We start from the raw sequence: 14,085 nt of genomic DNA, 5'->3' as shown, positions 1-14,085 counted from the left end.
AAGTCACCCCACCCACAAGTGATTTGAACCATATCCGAATGCCCCTGCGGCAAACCCCGGAACGCTTCATCTCCACACGCGAAGAATTCGATCACATGAGCCCCTCGCGGAATTCGTCCCCTTGCCCCCTTCCCCCGCCACCAGGGCCCCTCCCGCAGAGCAGACCCACTTCAATCCGTGTCGACCCCTTCACCACAGGTAAGTGAACTGTCCGCATAGCGGGCGTTCACGCCGTACGCGCAACACGTCCCCCCACACTCGTCAGGCTCACCGAACGTCACCACCAATGAACAGGCACGACCATGAGTCGGACAAACACCCGGTCGCCCCAGTACTCCCCGGAGGCCGGGCAGAACTCCGAGTCCGTGTTGTCGCACGGCCTCAAGCAGCGCCATCTGTCGATGATCGCCCTCGGCGGGGTCATCGGCGCGGGGCTCTTCGTAGGCTCCGGGGTCGGCATCGCCGCGGCCGGGCCGGCCATCGTCCTCCTCTTCATGGGTACCGGCGCGCTGGTCATGCTGATCATGCGAATGCTCGGCGAGATGTCCGCGGCCCGGCCCTCCACCGGCTCGTTCTCGGTGCATGCCGAGGAGGAGGTCGGCTCCTGGGCGGGGACCACCTCGGGCTGGATGTACTGGCTGATGCTCTGCGCCGGTGTGGCCGCCGAGGCCACCGCGGCGGGCACGATCATGCACACCTGGGTGTCGTTCATCCCCGCCTACGGCTGGGTGGCGATCTTCATGGTGTTCTTCTGCGCCAGCAATCTGACCGCGGTCAAGAACTTCGGCGAGTTCGAGTTCTGGTTCTCCGCGATCAAGGTCACCACGATCGTCGCGTTTCTGGTGCTGGGCGTGCTCGGCATTCTCGGGGTGTTCGGCGACGCCCCCGGCACCAGCCATCTCACCGGCCACGGCGGCTTCTTCCCGACCGGTGTCGCCGGACTCGCGGCCGGGCTGCTGACCACCATTTCCGGGTTCGCCGGTCTGGAGACCGTCACCATCGCGGCGGCCGAGTCCGACAACCCGAGCCGGAACGTGACCCGCGCCGTCCGCACCGCCGTCTGGCGCATCGCCGTCTTCTACATCGGCTCCATGGCCGTGGTCGTCACCCTGGTGCCGTGGAACAACCCGAAGGTCGCCAAGGACGGCCCGTACGTCACCGTGCTCGACACGCTCGGCATCCCGGCGGCCGGCACGATCATGCAGATCGTGGTGCTGGTGGCCCTGCTCTCCGCGATGAACGCCAATATCTACGGCTCGTCGCGCATGGCGTACTCGCTCGTCAGCCGGGGCCAGGGCCCGCGTTTCCTGGGCAAGGTCACCCGGGGCGTGCCGGCGGCCGCGGTCCTGGCGTCCTGTGTGTTCGGCTTCGCGGCCGTGATCGCCGGGATCGTCTGGCCGACCACCGTGTTCGCCTGGCTGCTGAACATCGCCGGCTGCTCGGTGCTGGTCGTCTGGTCCATCGTCTGCCTCACCCAGCTGAAGATGCGCCGCCGCCTGGAGCGCGAGGCGCCCGAGCAGCTCTCGGTGCGGATGTGGGCGTTCCCCTATCTGACCTGGCTCACCTTCGCCGCCATCCTCGGTGTCTTCGCCGTCATGGCCGCCAGTGCGGACGGCCGTCAGCAGCTCATCGGCACGGCCGTCGTGGTGGCGGCGCTGGCCGGCGCCGGACACCTCAAGCAGCGCCGCGACCGACGGGCCGCCGCCGGCAGCTGAGAGCGTCGCGTCGATAGCTGAGCGCGGCACATCGACGCGGGGCGATCAGCTGCCGTCGCCCCGCCAGATGTTGTCGAAGGCGGCCTTCTCGACGGCGCGGCGCTGTCGCTCCGCCTCCAGCTCCGTGACCGCGTCATGGACGGCGGCGAGCACGGTGGACACCGCGTCGTCGACCTCGGCCGGCTCGCCTCCGGTCTCTGCGCCGTTGATCCTGGCGGCTGTCGCGAGGGCGGTGAGGACGGCCTCCCGCGAGGTCCAGCGGTCCATCGCCCGGCGGCGCGCGGGCGAATCGGCCAGCACCGTCTGCCCGGCCTCGAAGGGCCGCCAGCGACGGTGTTCCCGGGTGGCCTCCCCGTCGTCCTCCAGGGCGCTCAGATAGGCCGCCGCCAGGCCGTGACCCCGGCGCCACAGCCAGTCGTCGACCGACTCGTACGGCGACTGCTGGACGAGCGACGCGGCCTGGTCCAACAGGCGGTCCGGGAGCGTCGGCCGGTAACCCGGCACGATCCGCTCACCGTCCAGCCGGACGGCCTGAGCACTCAGCAGATCGATCAGTTCGGCTCCCGCGAGCGCGAGTGACAGGTCACCCCGCTCCAGAGCGCGACCGGACTCCGCGTCCATGGCAACGATCAGCAGGTCCCGCGGTGTGGTCATGGAGGGCTCCCTGGATCGGTCTCCGGTCCCATGGTCGCGCGTCGGACGGCTGCTCGCCCGCCGACCGCCCCGGCCGGTCACCGGTCACGCCCACGACGGCTTGTCCGGACCTGTCCGAAATCCAGTAATGAATGGCCAAAGCGACTGCTAATCTCGCCAGTTCATCTACTTCGAGGACTGTGCATGACCGTGCCCCCTCCGTCCGACGGCCGGCAGCCCGGTGACCGGATACCGGACGACCACGACCCGTGGAGACCGCCGCCGCCGGGAACGACGCCCCCTCCCCGCTGGGAGCCGTACCCGATGGCTCCCCTGGCGGCACCGCAGGCCCGCAACGGCATGGGCATCACGGCCCTGGTGCTCGGCATCGTCGGCCTCGTCCTCGGCCTGCTCATCATCCTGTTCTGGATGTCCTGGCTGCCGGCCCTGCTCGCCGTGGTCTTCGGCTCCGTCGGACTGAGCCACGCACGACGCGGCCGGGCGACGAACAAGGGCATGGCACTGGCCGGTGTGATCCTGGGCGGGGTCGGCCTGCTGGCCGCGGCCGGCGGCGCCGTTCTCACCATCACCGCGGTGAAGAAGGTCACCGACGACGCGCGCGCCAAGGTCAAGGAGGTGAAGGCCTCCGCCTCGGCGTCGGAGAAGGCCCGCCACCTGTCCTTCGGCGAGTCCTACACCTTCGAGAACGGGCTCAAGGTCACGGTCGCCAAGCCGAAGCCGTACACCCCGGACGACTACGTCCTCGGTCACGCCAAGGGCAACAAGGCCGTCCAGGTCATCGTGAAGGTGCTCAACACCGGCACCGAGCGGGTCAAGGTCGACACCGGCCTCCCCGAAGTCAGCGACGCCGACGGGGCGTCCGCTGAGCTGCTCATCGACGGCAGCGGCCGCCAGAAGGTCATCACCGGCTACGTCCTCCCCGGCAAGGAGGCCATCGGCAAGTACGCCTTCTCCCTGCCGCCCGACGCCGCCGACACAATCGAGGTCGAGTTCAGCCCCGACGCCATGGAGTGGAAGGACGCTTACTGGAGCGGGCCCACCGGCTGAGGGGTGCCTCGAAGCCACCGCGGGGTGTCCTGTGCAGCCGGCCGCCCCGCGCTCGGATACGCCTGACCGACGCCCCACCTCCCTGAGTAACCTCACTGGCAGGTAAGGCAATTGATGCCCCGTCAGCAACGTTGACCAGGGGGCGCCGGCGAGAGCACGACCGGAGACGACCGGGATCGCGAACCCGTCCGCCTACTCCCCGGACACCCTCACCACCTGCTTGCCCACCACTCCGCCGCGCTCGAATGCCTGGTGCGCCGAGGCGATGTCCGTCAGTGGATGGACGCTGTCGATGACCGGGCGCAGTTCGCCGGAGGCCACGTAGGCGGCCAGGTCGCGGAGCAGTGCGGTGTCAGGGTTGGAGCTCAGGGTGCGGATGCGGCGGGGGCCGTGGACGCTGGAGGCGGCGATCGCGGCCATGGAGGAGGCCGAGAGGGCGATGGTGGCCATCCTGCCCTCGCGCGTCAGCCGGCGCCGGTAGGAGTTCAGGTCCGAACCGACCGTGTCCAGGATGGCGTCGAAGGGGCCGAGCTGGTCCGGGGTGGTGGTGCCGTAGTCGAGAACCTCGTCGGCTCCCAGCTCACTCAGCGCCTCGGCATGGCGGTCGCGGCACAGCGCGGTGACGTGTCCGCCCATCGCGTGGGCGAGTTGCACGGCGGCCGTGCCGACGCCGCCGGCGGCGCCGCGCACCAGGAGGCGTTCACCCTTCGTGAGGTGCAGCGTGTCCCGCAGCGCGAGCAGTGCCGTCGTTCCCGCGACGACCAGGGACGCGGTCTCCACCGGCGAGATGTCTGACGGTGCGGGCCCGATGCGGTCCGCGGGGACCACGACGTATTCGGCGGCCGCGCCGACACTGTGCCGCTTGAGCGGCTGCACGGTGCCCCACACGCGGTCTCCGACCTGGTACTGCTGGATGTCGGCGCCGGTCGCGGAGACGACACCGGCGAAGTCCAGCCCCACGCCGAGCGGGAACCGGCGCCCGGTCACGATCCGCAGCCCTCCCGCGCGCACGATCGTGTCGAGTCCGTTCACGCTTGATGCCTCGACGGATATCAGGACGTCACCCCTGCCGGGGGCGGGGCGGTCCACCTCGTTGATGTGCAGAACATCCGGTGCGCCGTAACCGGCGAACTGAGCGGCCTTCATGTCACGTTCCTATCGGTGGTTTGCTGAGCTGTGCGGTAGAGGTTGTGGGGGCGGCGGGCAACCGCTCAGGGGAGGAGGACGACCTTGCCCTGGTTGCGGTGGGCTTCGATGTCGGCGTGGGCTCGGGCGGCCTCGGCGAGCGGGTAGGCGCGCCAGACGGGGACGTCGAGCTTGCCGGCGGCGATCAGATCGGCCAGCTCCGGCAGCGCCTCAGGGAGGCGGTCGGCCGGATCCATGCCGGTGAACCGCACGCCGTGCTCCTCGAAGGACGGGTCGGCGATGGTGATGACCCGGCCCGCATCGCCGGCCAGGGCGACGGAGTCGGCGAGCACGCCCGCCCCCGAGGTGTCGAAGACGGCGTCCACACCGCCCGGGGCGGCGGCCCTGACCCGCTCCACCCAGCCCTCGCCGTAGGGCACGGCGATGGCGCCGAGGCCGTTGACGCGGGCGATGTCCCGCTCGGCGGTGGTACCGAGCACGGTGATTCCGCGGGCGGCGGCCACCTGCACCGCGATACTGCCCACGCTGCCGCCGGCGCCGTGGATGAGCAGTGTCTGCCCCGGTCGCACGCCGAGGTGCCCGATCGCCCGGCAGGCGGCCTCGCCGACCGTGACCATCGCGGCCGCGGTCTCGAACGAGACCTCTGCGGGCTTGGTGAAGGGCCGGTCGAGCACGGCGTACCGGCAGTAGCCGCCGGCCGAGGCGACACCGAAGACCTCATCGCCGACCGAGGCGGTGGCGCCCTCGCCGGCCTTGTCGACGACGCCGGCCACGTCCCAGCCCGGAACCATCGGGAAAACGACCGGGAAGACGCCCCGCATGATCCCGGCGCGAATGCGCAGGTCGATCGGGTTGACGGCGGCCGCCCGCACGCGGATGCGGACCTGGCCGGGCCCCGGTTCGGGGGTGGCGACCCGGGACAGCGTGAGGACCTCGGGCCCGCCGTACTCGGTGAAGGTGATGGCAGTGGACATCAGGCACTTCCTGGAGAGGGGTAATCGCACGGACCTTGAATCATCCAGCGCGTGTGATTCCGTTGTATCACACGCGACGTATGATTCAAGGTGGGGCTTGAATCACGCGGCACGTATGATTGGCGGTTAGGGTGGCTCCATGCAGCAGCCCCTCCACCGCCGCCGGCCGACGCCGGGCAACCCGCGCGTCCAACGCACCCGCAGCCGCGTACTGACCGTCGCGCGAGAACTGCTGCCCCGGACCGGACCCGCCGGGCTGACATACGCACTGCTGGCCGAGCGCGCCGATGTCACCCGCCAGACCCTCTACCGGCACTGGCCCAACCGGGCCGCGCTGCTCTTCGACCTGATCCTGGAAGGCCCCGACCTCGGCAACTACCCCGAGCCGGGCAGCGATGTACGCACCGTGGCCACCAACTGGCTGAAGAGCCTGCGCGATGGCATCAGCCAACCCGCCATCCGCACCGCGGTGCTGGCCGTCACCGCCCAGGCCGACCACGATCCCGACAGCGCCCAGGCCCTGGTCCGTATCGGCCAGGACCGGCACGCGTCGCTCAACACCCTGCTGGAGCCCTCCGGCGTCCAGATCGACGACACCGAGTTCACCCTGCTCTACGGGCCGGTCCTGGCCCGGCTCTTCCTCGACCGCGGCCAGGTCACCGACGAGTTCATCGACGCCACCGTCGCCCAGTGGCTCACCACGCTCGACAGCTCTCAGCGGTCGGGCGGTCGGGGAGGTCGCTGAACGGGCCGGTACTCAGGGGCAGTTCAGCGCTCCAGGGCTTCGCCGAAGGCTCGTCGATTCGCACCGGGCGTGGCGCCCACCGGCCGTTCCGAGGATTTCCGAGCCGCCGAAACCGCCCGCCGTCGCATGATCCTGATGCACCGTCAGGAATTTCAGCAAGCTCCAAAGAGAAGACCGACCAAGGTCCGGCCAAGGCTCGACGAGGTGCCCTCAGAGGCACCGGCGGATACGGGAGCCCGGCCCCTCGCCACATGAGTCGGGGACGGCCCCTCGACCTGGGTAGTCGCAGGCCAAGAGGCCGTCCCCGGCCTCACGTTCACCCGGTTCGGGCGATCCCCCGCGTCTCCCGAATCGGGCAGCTTGACCGGATCCGTTCCAGGTGCGGGGATCCGGAGTCATACTGAGTTCGTTGGCCTCCAACCAGTCAACGCAGGAGTTACAGGATGTCCCCCCGCAGCGCATCGGTCAATGAAGAATTGCGGCGGCGCTCCCGTGAGCGGCTGCTCCAGGCGACGGTCGAGCTGGTGGGCGAGCACGGCTATGAGGCGACGCGGCTCGCGGACATCGCCCGGGAGGCGGGGGTCGCGCGGGGGCTGGTCTCCTACTACTTCCCCGGCAAGCGGCAGTTGCTCCAGTCCGCCGTGCACCGGCTGATGCATCGCACGCTACAGGCGGCGCTGGAGCGTGCCCCACGGCCGAGCGGACCGGACGCGGGGCAGGAGCTGATGGCGCGGGCCATCGACGCGATTCAGGGGCTGGCGCATGATCATCCGCTGCTGATGCGGACGCATATGGCGGGGATTCTGACGGCCGAGGGGTTCATCCAGTGCCCCGAGCAGCAACGGCTTGCGCAGTTGCTGCGGGAGACGGTCGTGGCGTACGGCTCGTCCGATCCCGATGCCGACTATCCGTTGCTGCGGGCGCTGTTGATGGGGGCGGTGGTGGCGATGCTGCTGCCGGGAGCGGCCATGCCACGGGCGCGGTTGCGTACCGAACTGTTCCAGCGGTACGGGCTGGCATGGGAGTTGGGGGTCCCGCCGGACGAGGGGGCGCCCGGTGGGACGCGGGCACCGGGACCGGTGCGGGGCGGTCAGCGGTAGTCGGGCCGGGTCGGGGCGTTGAGTCCCCGGACACCGCCTTGTTTCCTGGTCCGTTGAAGGTGGCCGGGTGCCGGCCCGAGTTGGCGCCCGGACGCCGCGCCGCCAGGGCCTGTATCCCCGGCCCCCGTGGGCCTGCGGTCCGGCATTCCGTACCGCAGGCCGGCCCACGGAGATCGGGGCGACAGGCCTTAACGCTTGTTGTGACGGGGGGTCAGCAGGCCCTCGTCGCGGGCGCCGGCGATCAACCGTAGCGACCTGCGGCGGTTACGGCCGGTGGCGTGCATGACGGCCAGCACCGGATCGCGCCCCTCCCGCTGCGCCTGCCGGTACGCGTCCGCGGCGATCTTCCGGCGCTCACCGGTCCGCGTCCGGGCGAGAACGGCGGAGCGGGCACGCTCGACCGGTGGGGCGGAGGGCGACGAGGGAGACGGCTCCGCGGCGTCGGGGGGTGTCGGGGACGCGGCGGGCACGGACGCCTCGGCGGGGGCGGGCCGCCCGGAGCTCTGCTCACAGGGCTGCTCACCGGCCTGCTCGCAGCTCGGCTCAGCGGGTGAGCCGGACGCGGCCGTACGAGGGTCGGCGGGGTGGCCGAAGCCGGTCTCCGGCGCGGTCCGGTGCAGTACGCCCTCGCCCTGGCCGAGCCCCGTCGCGCCCGTCGGCCCCGTTTCCCGCGCCCCCGCTCCCGTCGCGCCCGCCCCGGCCGCCTCGCCCGTCGTACACGTCGCGCGCTCCGCCGCCCCGGCCGCCTCCGCCTCCGCCCCGGCCGCCGTCGGTGCCGAATCCGGCTCGCCCGCCGGCGCCGGTCCGCCCGTGGGGCGGGGGTGCCGTGTCGGTCCGTGCGGCGACGCCGGCCGCGAGCCCCGCAGCGGGTCGGCCGCCGCACCGCGCCCCGGCTCCGGTGGCGGCCCGGCCTGCGGCCCCCCGTCCTGTTCCGGTGCGGCGTCCGCCGGGCCGGCCTGCCGTGGTGTGGGACGGGTCTTCCGTGGCTGCCCGGTGGCCGCCCGGAAGGCGTCGTCGAGGGGGCCCTCGATCCAGCGGGCGAGGTCGGCCAAGCCGTCGAGCGTCAGCGGTGGGTCGGCCCGTACGTCCTCGACGGTGATGTGGTCGTCGGAGACCGTCACGAGGACATCGACCCGGGCGCCGTCGGCGAAGGTCAGCCGGGCGCTGCACCAGGGGCCCAGCGGGTCGAGCCGGGGCAGCGGACACCCGGGACCGGCGGAGCCGGCCGGATCGTCGGGGGCGGCGGGGTCGGGGGCGGGCGCGGCGGAGCCGTGCGCCTGAAGCTCCCACGTGGGCCACTCCAAGGGCGCGCCCTGGGCTTCATATCGGTGATTAACGGTATAAAAGTCACTTTCCGACACATTGAAAACCTAGCCCCCCGCTCACCCGGCCCAGTAGCGCGGCACGCTCATCCCACGGGGAGCAACCCCGATAGCGCATCTCCCGTCGCGCGCCCGCCGGTGCGATCCTGGGGGTATTCCGCGAAAGGGGCCACTCGTGCTTCGTGTCGCAGTGATCGGTTCCGGGCCCAGCGGCGTCTACACCGCCCAGTCCCTGATCGAGCAGCAGGCCGTACCGGACATCGAGGTGTACGTCCTGGACCGCCTGCCCTGCCCGTACGGTCTGGTGCGCTACGGCGTGGCACCGGACCACGAGAAGATCAAGTCGTTGCAGAACAATCTGCGCACGGTGCTGGAGCACCCCCGGACGCACTTCGTGGGGAACATCGAGGTGGGGGCACCGGGTCTGGGCGTCGCGGAGTTGCGGGAGATCTTCGATGCGGTGGTGTTCTGTGTGGGCGCCGCCACCGACCGGCATCTGGGCATCCCCGGCGAGGAGCTGCCCGGCAGCCATCCGGCGACCGAGTTCGTCGCCTGGTACAGCGCGCATCCGGACGCCGCCGCGCTCCGCTTCACCCTCGCGGCCAGGTCCGCCCTGGTGATCGGGGTGGGGAACGTGGCGGTGGACGTCGCGCGGATGCTGTCCCGTGGCGCCGCCGAACTCGCCGCGACCGACATGCCGCAGGGGCCGCTCAGCGCGCTCGCGGACAGCCGCGTCGAGGACGTCTGGATGGTCGGCAGACGCGGCCCCTCCCAGGCCAAGTTCACCACCAAGGAGCTACGGGAGCTGGGCTCCCTTCCGGATACGGACGTACGGGTACGGCCCGATGAGCTGGCCCTGGACCCGGCCTACCAGGACCCGGGCGCACTTCCCGCGGTGGCGCGGCGGAATGTCGAGGTGCTGCGCGGCTGGGCGGAGCGGCCGGCGGCCGGACCGGAGCGCCCGGACGCCGCGCCGGAGTCGTCGCCCGCGCACCGTCGCCGCCGTATTCATCTGCGGTTCTACCTGCGGCCGGTCGAGATCCTGGGGGATGCCACCGGCGTGCGTGCGGTCCGGTTCGAGCGGACGGCTCCGGACGGGCACGGCGGGGTGTCGGGTACCGGTGAATTCGAGGAGATCGAGGGCCAGTTGGTGCTGCGTTCGGTCGGCTACCGGGGGACGCCGCAGCCCGGTCTGCCGTTCGATGAGATGACGGGGACGGTGCCGCACGAGGCGGGGCGGGTGCTGCGGGACGGGGCGCCGCTCCCCGGTGTGTATGTGGCGGGCTGGATCAAGCGGGGCCCCACGGGGGTGATCGGCACGAACCGGCCGTGCGCGAAGGAGACCGCGCTGTCCCTGTTGGCGGACGCACCCGCGCTCGCGGGGCACGCCACGGCCGGCGATCCGGTGGCGGCGCTGACCCGGGCGGGGCAGCGGCCGGTCACCTGGCCGGGCTGGCTGGCCATCGAGGCCGCCGAGGCGGAGTGGGGGCGTGGTCTGGGGCGGGGCACCGTCAAGCTGCCGGACTGGTCAGGGCTGTTGGACGCGGCGCGTGCGGCGGAACGGATCAGCTGATCGGCGGGCCGGTCGGCCGACTACGCGGGTGGGCCGGGCACGCGGGCGGGCCGGGCACGTCCGCCGCTGAGATGCCGCACCAGCCGCCGCCCGCTCACTCCTCCCCGAGGCGGCGCGCCTGAAGCTCCGCCCCCCGGAGGACTCCGTCGATCAGGCCGGGGAAGAGCTCGTCCAGGTCGGCCCGGCGCAGTCCGTTCATCTTGGCCGTGCCCCGGTAGAGCTGCTGGATGACGCCGTGCTCGCGCAGCACCCTGAAGTGGTGGGTGCAGGTCGACTTGCTGACCGGGAGTTCGATGTCCGCGCAGTTCAGCTCGCCCTCGGCGGCCGCCAGGGCGCGGACGATCCGCAGGCGCATCGGGTCGGCGAGCGCATGCAGCACCTCGGCGATCCGGATGTCCTCACGGGCCGGGTGCTCCAGCGAACGGGAGCCCGACGGGGCGCGCGGGGAGGTGGTATCGGTCGGCATGACGGCTCCTGACTCTTCTGCGGGGCGCGGTAGGGCCTGGCGCACCGACCCGCCCGTTCATTGTACGAGAAGCGTCGTAGTTTGACATCCACCGTAGTACGACGGCTATCGTATGACTGCGGGTTCCGGCCGGTACCCGTTCATCTTCAGGTACAGGAGCCTGCTGTGAGCGCACTGTTCGAGCCCATCACCCTTCGCTCGCTGACCGTCCCGAACCGCCTCTGGATGGCCCCGATGTGCCAGTACTCCGCGGCCCCCGAGGGCCCGGCGGAGGGGGCGCCCGGCGACTGGCACTTCCAGCACCTGGCCGCGCGGGCGACGGGCGGAACCGGCCTCATCCTCGCGGAGGCGACCGCGGTGAGCCCCGAGGGGCGCATCACCCCGTACGACCTCGGGCTGTGGAACGACACCCAGACCGAGGCGTTCCGGCGCATCACCGACTTCCTCAAGACCCAGGGCACCGTGCCGGGAATCCAGCTCGCCCACGCCGGCCGGAAGGCGTCCACCGAGCGCACCTGGGTCGACCGCGGCGCCCCGATCCTCCCTGGTCAGCGGCATGGATGGGAGCCGGTCGCGCCGAGCCCGGTGCCGTTCGACGACGGGTTCGCGACTCCGGCGGAGCTGTCCGTGGCGCAGATCCGTGAGCGCGTCGCGCAGTTCGGAGCGGCGGCGCGGCGGGCGCTCGCGGCGGGCTTCCAGGTGGCCGAGATCCATGGCGCGCACGGCTATCTGATCAATGAGTTCCTCTCCCCGTTCACCAACCGGCGCACCGACGAGTACGGCGGCTCGTACGAGAACCGGACCCGGTTCGCGCTGGAGGTCGTGGACGCCGTACGGGCGGTCTGGCCCGACGAACTGCCGGTCTTCTTCCGAATCTCGGCGACCGACTGGCTCACCGAGGACGAGAGCGATGCGCGCGAGGGCTGGACGGCCGACGACACCGTGCGCTTCGCCCGCGAGCTGCGGGAGCACGGCGTCGATCTGCTGGACACCTCCACGGGCGGCAACGTCCCGGACGCCAAGATCACCACGGGGCCCGGCTACCAAGTGCCGTTCGCGGAGCGGGTCAGGAAGGAGAGCGGCCTGGCGGTGGGCGCGGTCGGTCTGATCACCGAGGCACGGCAGGCCGAAAAAATCATCGCGGACGGTCAGGCCGACGCCGTGCTGCTCGGCCGTGAGCTGCTGCGCTCCCCCAGCTTCGCGCAGCACGCGGCGCGGGAACTGGGTGCGGAGATCACGTTGCCGCAGCAGTACCACCGGGCGGCCGTCTGAGTCCTCCGAAGGCCGTGCGGCAGCCGCGGGCGAGAGCGGGTGCCGCACCGTCCGACCTGCGCGGATGCCGGCCGGGACGCCATTGTCAGTGGTCGGGTGCAGACTTGCCACTATCTGAGACAACGGCGTCCCGGAGGTGTTCCGGCATGACTGACGTACTACTCGCGGTGGGCACGCGCAAAGGGCTCTTCATCGGCCGTCGACGGCACGGTGACTGGGAATTGAGCGGTCCCCATTTCCCCGCCCAGGCGGTGTACTCCCTCGGGATCGACACCCGCCGCGCGACCCCCCGGCTGCTGGCCGGCGCCGACAGCGCCCACTGGGGCCCTTCGGTGTTCCACTCCGACGACCTGGGCGAGACCTGGCACGAGCCCGCCCGCCCCGCGGTCAAGTACCCACCGGACACCGGGACTTCTCTGGAGCGGGTGTGGCAGCTGCATCCGGCCGGGCCCGCCGCCCCCGACGTGGTCTACGCGGGCACCGAGCCCGGGGGCCTGTTCCGCTCCGAGGACGGCGGCGAGACCTTCGAGCTGGTGCGGGCGCTGTGGGACCACCCGAGCCGGGAGCAGTGGGTGCCGGGCGGCGGCGGACTGGCCGTCCACACCGTGATCACCGACCCGCGGAACGCCGACGCGGTCACCGTCGCCGTCTCGGCGGCCGGGGTCTTCCGTACCCGTGACGGGGGCGCCAGCTGGGCACCGTCCAACAAGGGCGTCAAGGCGGTCTTCCTGCCGGATCAGCATCCGGAGTTCGGCCAGTGCGTCCACAAGATCGCGCAGGACCCGGTCAACCGCGACCGGCTGTATCTACAGAACCACTGGGGCGTCTACCGCAGCGATGACGCGGGCGCGACATGGACGGATATCGGCAGCGGCCTCCCCTCGGACTTCGGTTTCGCGGTGGCCGCGCATCCGCGCACGGGGGATGTCGCCTACCTCTTCCCGATCACCGCCGATATCGACCGGGTGCCGGCCGAGCACCGCTGCCGGGTCTACCGCACCGCCGACGCCGGCGGGAGCTGGGAGCCGCTCAGCACGGGCCTGCCGCGCGAGGACCACTACGGCACGGTGCTCAGGGACGCGCTGTCCGTCGACGACAGCGACCCCGCGGGGGTGTATTTCGGCAACCGCAACGGCGAGGTGTACGCCAGCGCGGACGACGGCGACAGCTGGCAGCAGCTCGCCTCCCATCTGCCGGATGTGCTGTGCGTACGGGCGGCCGCCGTTGCCTGAGGGGGGAGCATGGAGGGCGGGGAGAGGGCCGGATCACCGGGTAACGGAGCGGTGGGGCAGGGCAGTTGGGGTGTCCCGCCGCTCCGGGCGGCCGGGCTCGGGCCATCGGTTGAAGAGGAGGGGGCCGCGGCCAGTAGGGTGATCCCGTGGCTGCACAACCTCTCCAAGACATTGTCGAACCGGGCTGGGCCAAGGCACTTGAGCCGGTCGCCGGACGGATCGCCGCGATGGGTGACTTCCTACGGGCGGAGATCGCCGCGGGACGCACCTATCTCCCGGCCGGCAACAATGTGCTGCGCGCCTTCCAACAGCCCTTCGACGAGGTCCGGGTCCTCATCGTGGGACAGGACCCCTACCCCACCCCGGGCCATGCGGTCGGGCTCAGCTTCTCCGTGGCGCCGGACGTCCGCCCGTTGCCCGGCAGCCTGGAGAACATCTTCCGCGAGCTGCACTCCGACCTCGGACTCCCCCGCCCTTCGAACGGCGATCTGACGCCGTGGACCCGCCAGGGCGTACTGCTGCTGAACAGGGCGCTGACCACGGCTCCCCGCAAGCCCGCTGCGCATCGTGGCAAGGGCTGGGAGGAGGTCACCGAGCAGGCCATCCGGGCGCTGGTGGCGCGTGGACGCCCGCTGGTGTCGGTGCTGTGGGGGCGCGACGCCCGCAATCTGCGGCCACTGCTCGGCGAGCTGCCGGCCGTCGAGTCCGCCCACCCCTCCCCCATGTCCGCCGACCGGGGCTTCTTCGGCTCGCGGCCCTTCAGTCGGGTGAACGAGCTCTTGGTGCGACAGGGCGCCCAGCCCGTCGACTGGAGGCTGCCCTGACCCCGGGCGATAGTG

At 71.5% G+C, this 14,085-nt stretch carries 13 protein-coding genes; 8 read left to right on the top strand and 5 right to left on the bottom strand.

Annotation, left to right across the window (positions count from 1 at the left end; translation table 11 throughout):
• Window positions 1-302: 302 nt before the first annotated feature.
• Window positions 303-1,715, top strand: a complete 1,413-nt coding sequence (locus TU31_RS23225) for an amino acid permease (RefSeq protein WP_042157939.1) — start codon at window positions 303-305, stop codon at window positions 1,713-1,715.
• 45 nt (window positions 1,716-1,760) lie between these two features.
• Here TU31_RS23225 and TU31_RS23220 read toward each other — a convergent pair whose 3' ends face one another.
• On the bottom strand, window positions 1,761-2,369 hold the full coding sequence (locus TU31_RS23220) for a GOLPH3/VPS74 family protein (RefSeq protein ID WP_042157937.1): 609 nt from the start codon (window positions 2,367-2,369) through the stop codon (window positions 1,761-1,763).
• 183 nt (window positions 2,370-2,552) lie between these two features.
• On the opposite strand from TU31_RS23220, the gene TU31_RS23215 reads away from it, so the two are divergent.
• The gene (locus tag TU31_RS23215; RefSeq protein WP_042157935.1) at window positions 2,553-3,416 is read left to right on the top strand and encodes a DUF4190 domain-containing protein; all 864 of its coding nucleotides are present in this window, start codon (window positions 2,553-2,555) and stop codon (window positions 3,414-3,416) included.
• A gap of 192 nt (window positions 3,417-3,608) precedes the next feature.
• Here the strand turns inward: TU31_RS23215 and TU31_RS23210 are convergent, their stop codons facing one another.
• Together TU31_RS23210 and TU31_RS23205 are read right to left on the bottom strand one after the other, a co-directional pair.
• On the bottom strand, window positions 3,609-4,562 hold the full coding sequence (locus tag TU31_RS23210) for an NAD(P)-dependent alcohol dehydrogenase (protein ID WP_042157933.1): 954 nt from the start codon (window positions 4,560-4,562) through the stop codon (window positions 3,609-3,611).
• Window positions 4,563-4,627: 65 nt separating this feature from the next.
• The gene (locus tag TU31_RS23205; protein ID WP_042157930.1) at window positions 4,628-5,536 is read right to left on the bottom strand and encodes an NADP-dependent oxidoreductase; all 909 of its coding nucleotides are present in this window, start codon (window positions 5,534-5,536) and stop codon (window positions 4,628-4,630) included.
• Window positions 5,537-5,675: 139 nt separating this feature from the next.
• Here TU31_RS23205 and TU31_RS23200 point away from each other — a divergent pair, with 139 nt between their 5' ends.
• Together TU31_RS23200 and TU31_RS23195 are read left to right on the top strand one after the other, a co-directional pair.
• Window positions 5,676-6,281 (top strand): TetR/AcrR family transcriptional regulator, encoded by a 606-nt coding sequence (locus TU31_RS23200; RefSeq protein WP_042157928.1) that lies wholly within the window; start codon window positions 5,676-5,678, stop codon window positions 6,279-6,281.
• A 443-nt stretch (window positions 6,282-6,724) separates the two neighbouring features.
• Window positions 6,725-7,381, top strand: a complete 657-nt coding sequence (locus tag TU31_RS23195) for a TetR/AcrR family transcriptional regulator (RefSeq protein WP_042157925.1) — start codon at window positions 6,725-6,727, stop codon at window positions 7,379-7,381.
• A gap of 188 nt (window positions 7,382-7,569) precedes the next feature.
• Here the strand turns inward: TU31_RS23195 and TU31_RS39400 are convergent, their stop codons facing one another.
• The gene (locus TU31_RS39400) at window positions 7,570-8,685 is read right to left on the bottom strand and encodes a DUF6214 family protein (RefSeq protein WP_042157922.1); all 1,116 of its coding nucleotides are present in this window, start codon (window positions 8,683-8,685) and stop codon (window positions 7,570-7,572) included.
• A gap of 193 nt (window positions 8,686-8,878) precedes the next feature.
• Between TU31_RS39400 and TU31_RS23185 the strand changes: the two genes are divergently transcribed.
• The gene (locus TU31_RS23185; RefSeq protein ID WP_181018648.1) at window positions 8,879-10,276 is read left to right on the top strand and encodes an FAD-dependent oxidoreductase; all 1,398 of its coding nucleotides are present in this window, start codon (window positions 8,879-8,881) and stop codon (window positions 10,274-10,276) included.
• Between the two features lie 94 nt (window positions 10,277-10,370).
• Here the strand turns inward: TU31_RS23185 and TU31_RS23180 are convergent, their stop codons facing one another.
• The gene (locus TU31_RS23180) at window positions 10,371-10,742 is read right to left on the bottom strand and encodes an ArsR/SmtB family transcription factor (protein ID WP_042157918.1); all 372 of its coding nucleotides are present in this window, start codon (window positions 10,740-10,742) and stop codon (window positions 10,371-10,373) included.
• A 165-nt stretch (window positions 10,743-10,907) separates the two neighbouring features.
• Between TU31_RS23180 and TU31_RS23175 the strand changes: the two genes are divergently transcribed.
• From TU31_RS23175 to TU31_RS23165, 3 genes are all read left to right on the top strand, one after another.
• Complete coding sequence (locus TU31_RS23175; RefSeq protein ID WP_042157917.1) at window positions 10,908-12,014, top strand: NADH:flavin oxidoreductase/NADH oxidase; 1,107 nt, start codon at window positions 10,908-10,910, stop codon at window positions 12,012-12,014.
• 146 nt (window positions 12,015-12,160) lie between these two features.
• Window positions 12,161-13,246: a WD40/YVTN/BNR-like repeat-containing protein gene (locus TU31_RS23170; protein WP_042157915.1), complete on the top strand. Its 1,086-nt coding sequence runs from the start codon at window positions 12,161-12,163 to the stop codon at window positions 13,244-13,246.
• Between the two features lie 146 nt (window positions 13,247-13,392).
• A complete protein-coding gene (locus tag TU31_RS23165; RefSeq protein ID WP_042157913.1) occupies window positions 13,393-14,070 on the top strand; it encodes a uracil-DNA glycosylase in 678 nt (225 codons plus the stop codon).
• The last annotated feature ends 15 nt before the right edge of the window (window positions 14,071-14,085 follow it).

The sequence above is a fragment of the Streptomyces lydicamycinicus genome (genome assembly GCF_000829715.2).
Taxonomy (GTDB): Bacteria; Actinomycetota; Actinomycetes; order Streptomycetales; family Streptomycetaceae; genus Streptomyces; species Streptomyces lydicamycinicus.
The sequence above is the reverse complement of the archived record's forward strand: the minus strand, read 5'-3'. Positions and strand labels throughout refer to the sequence as shown.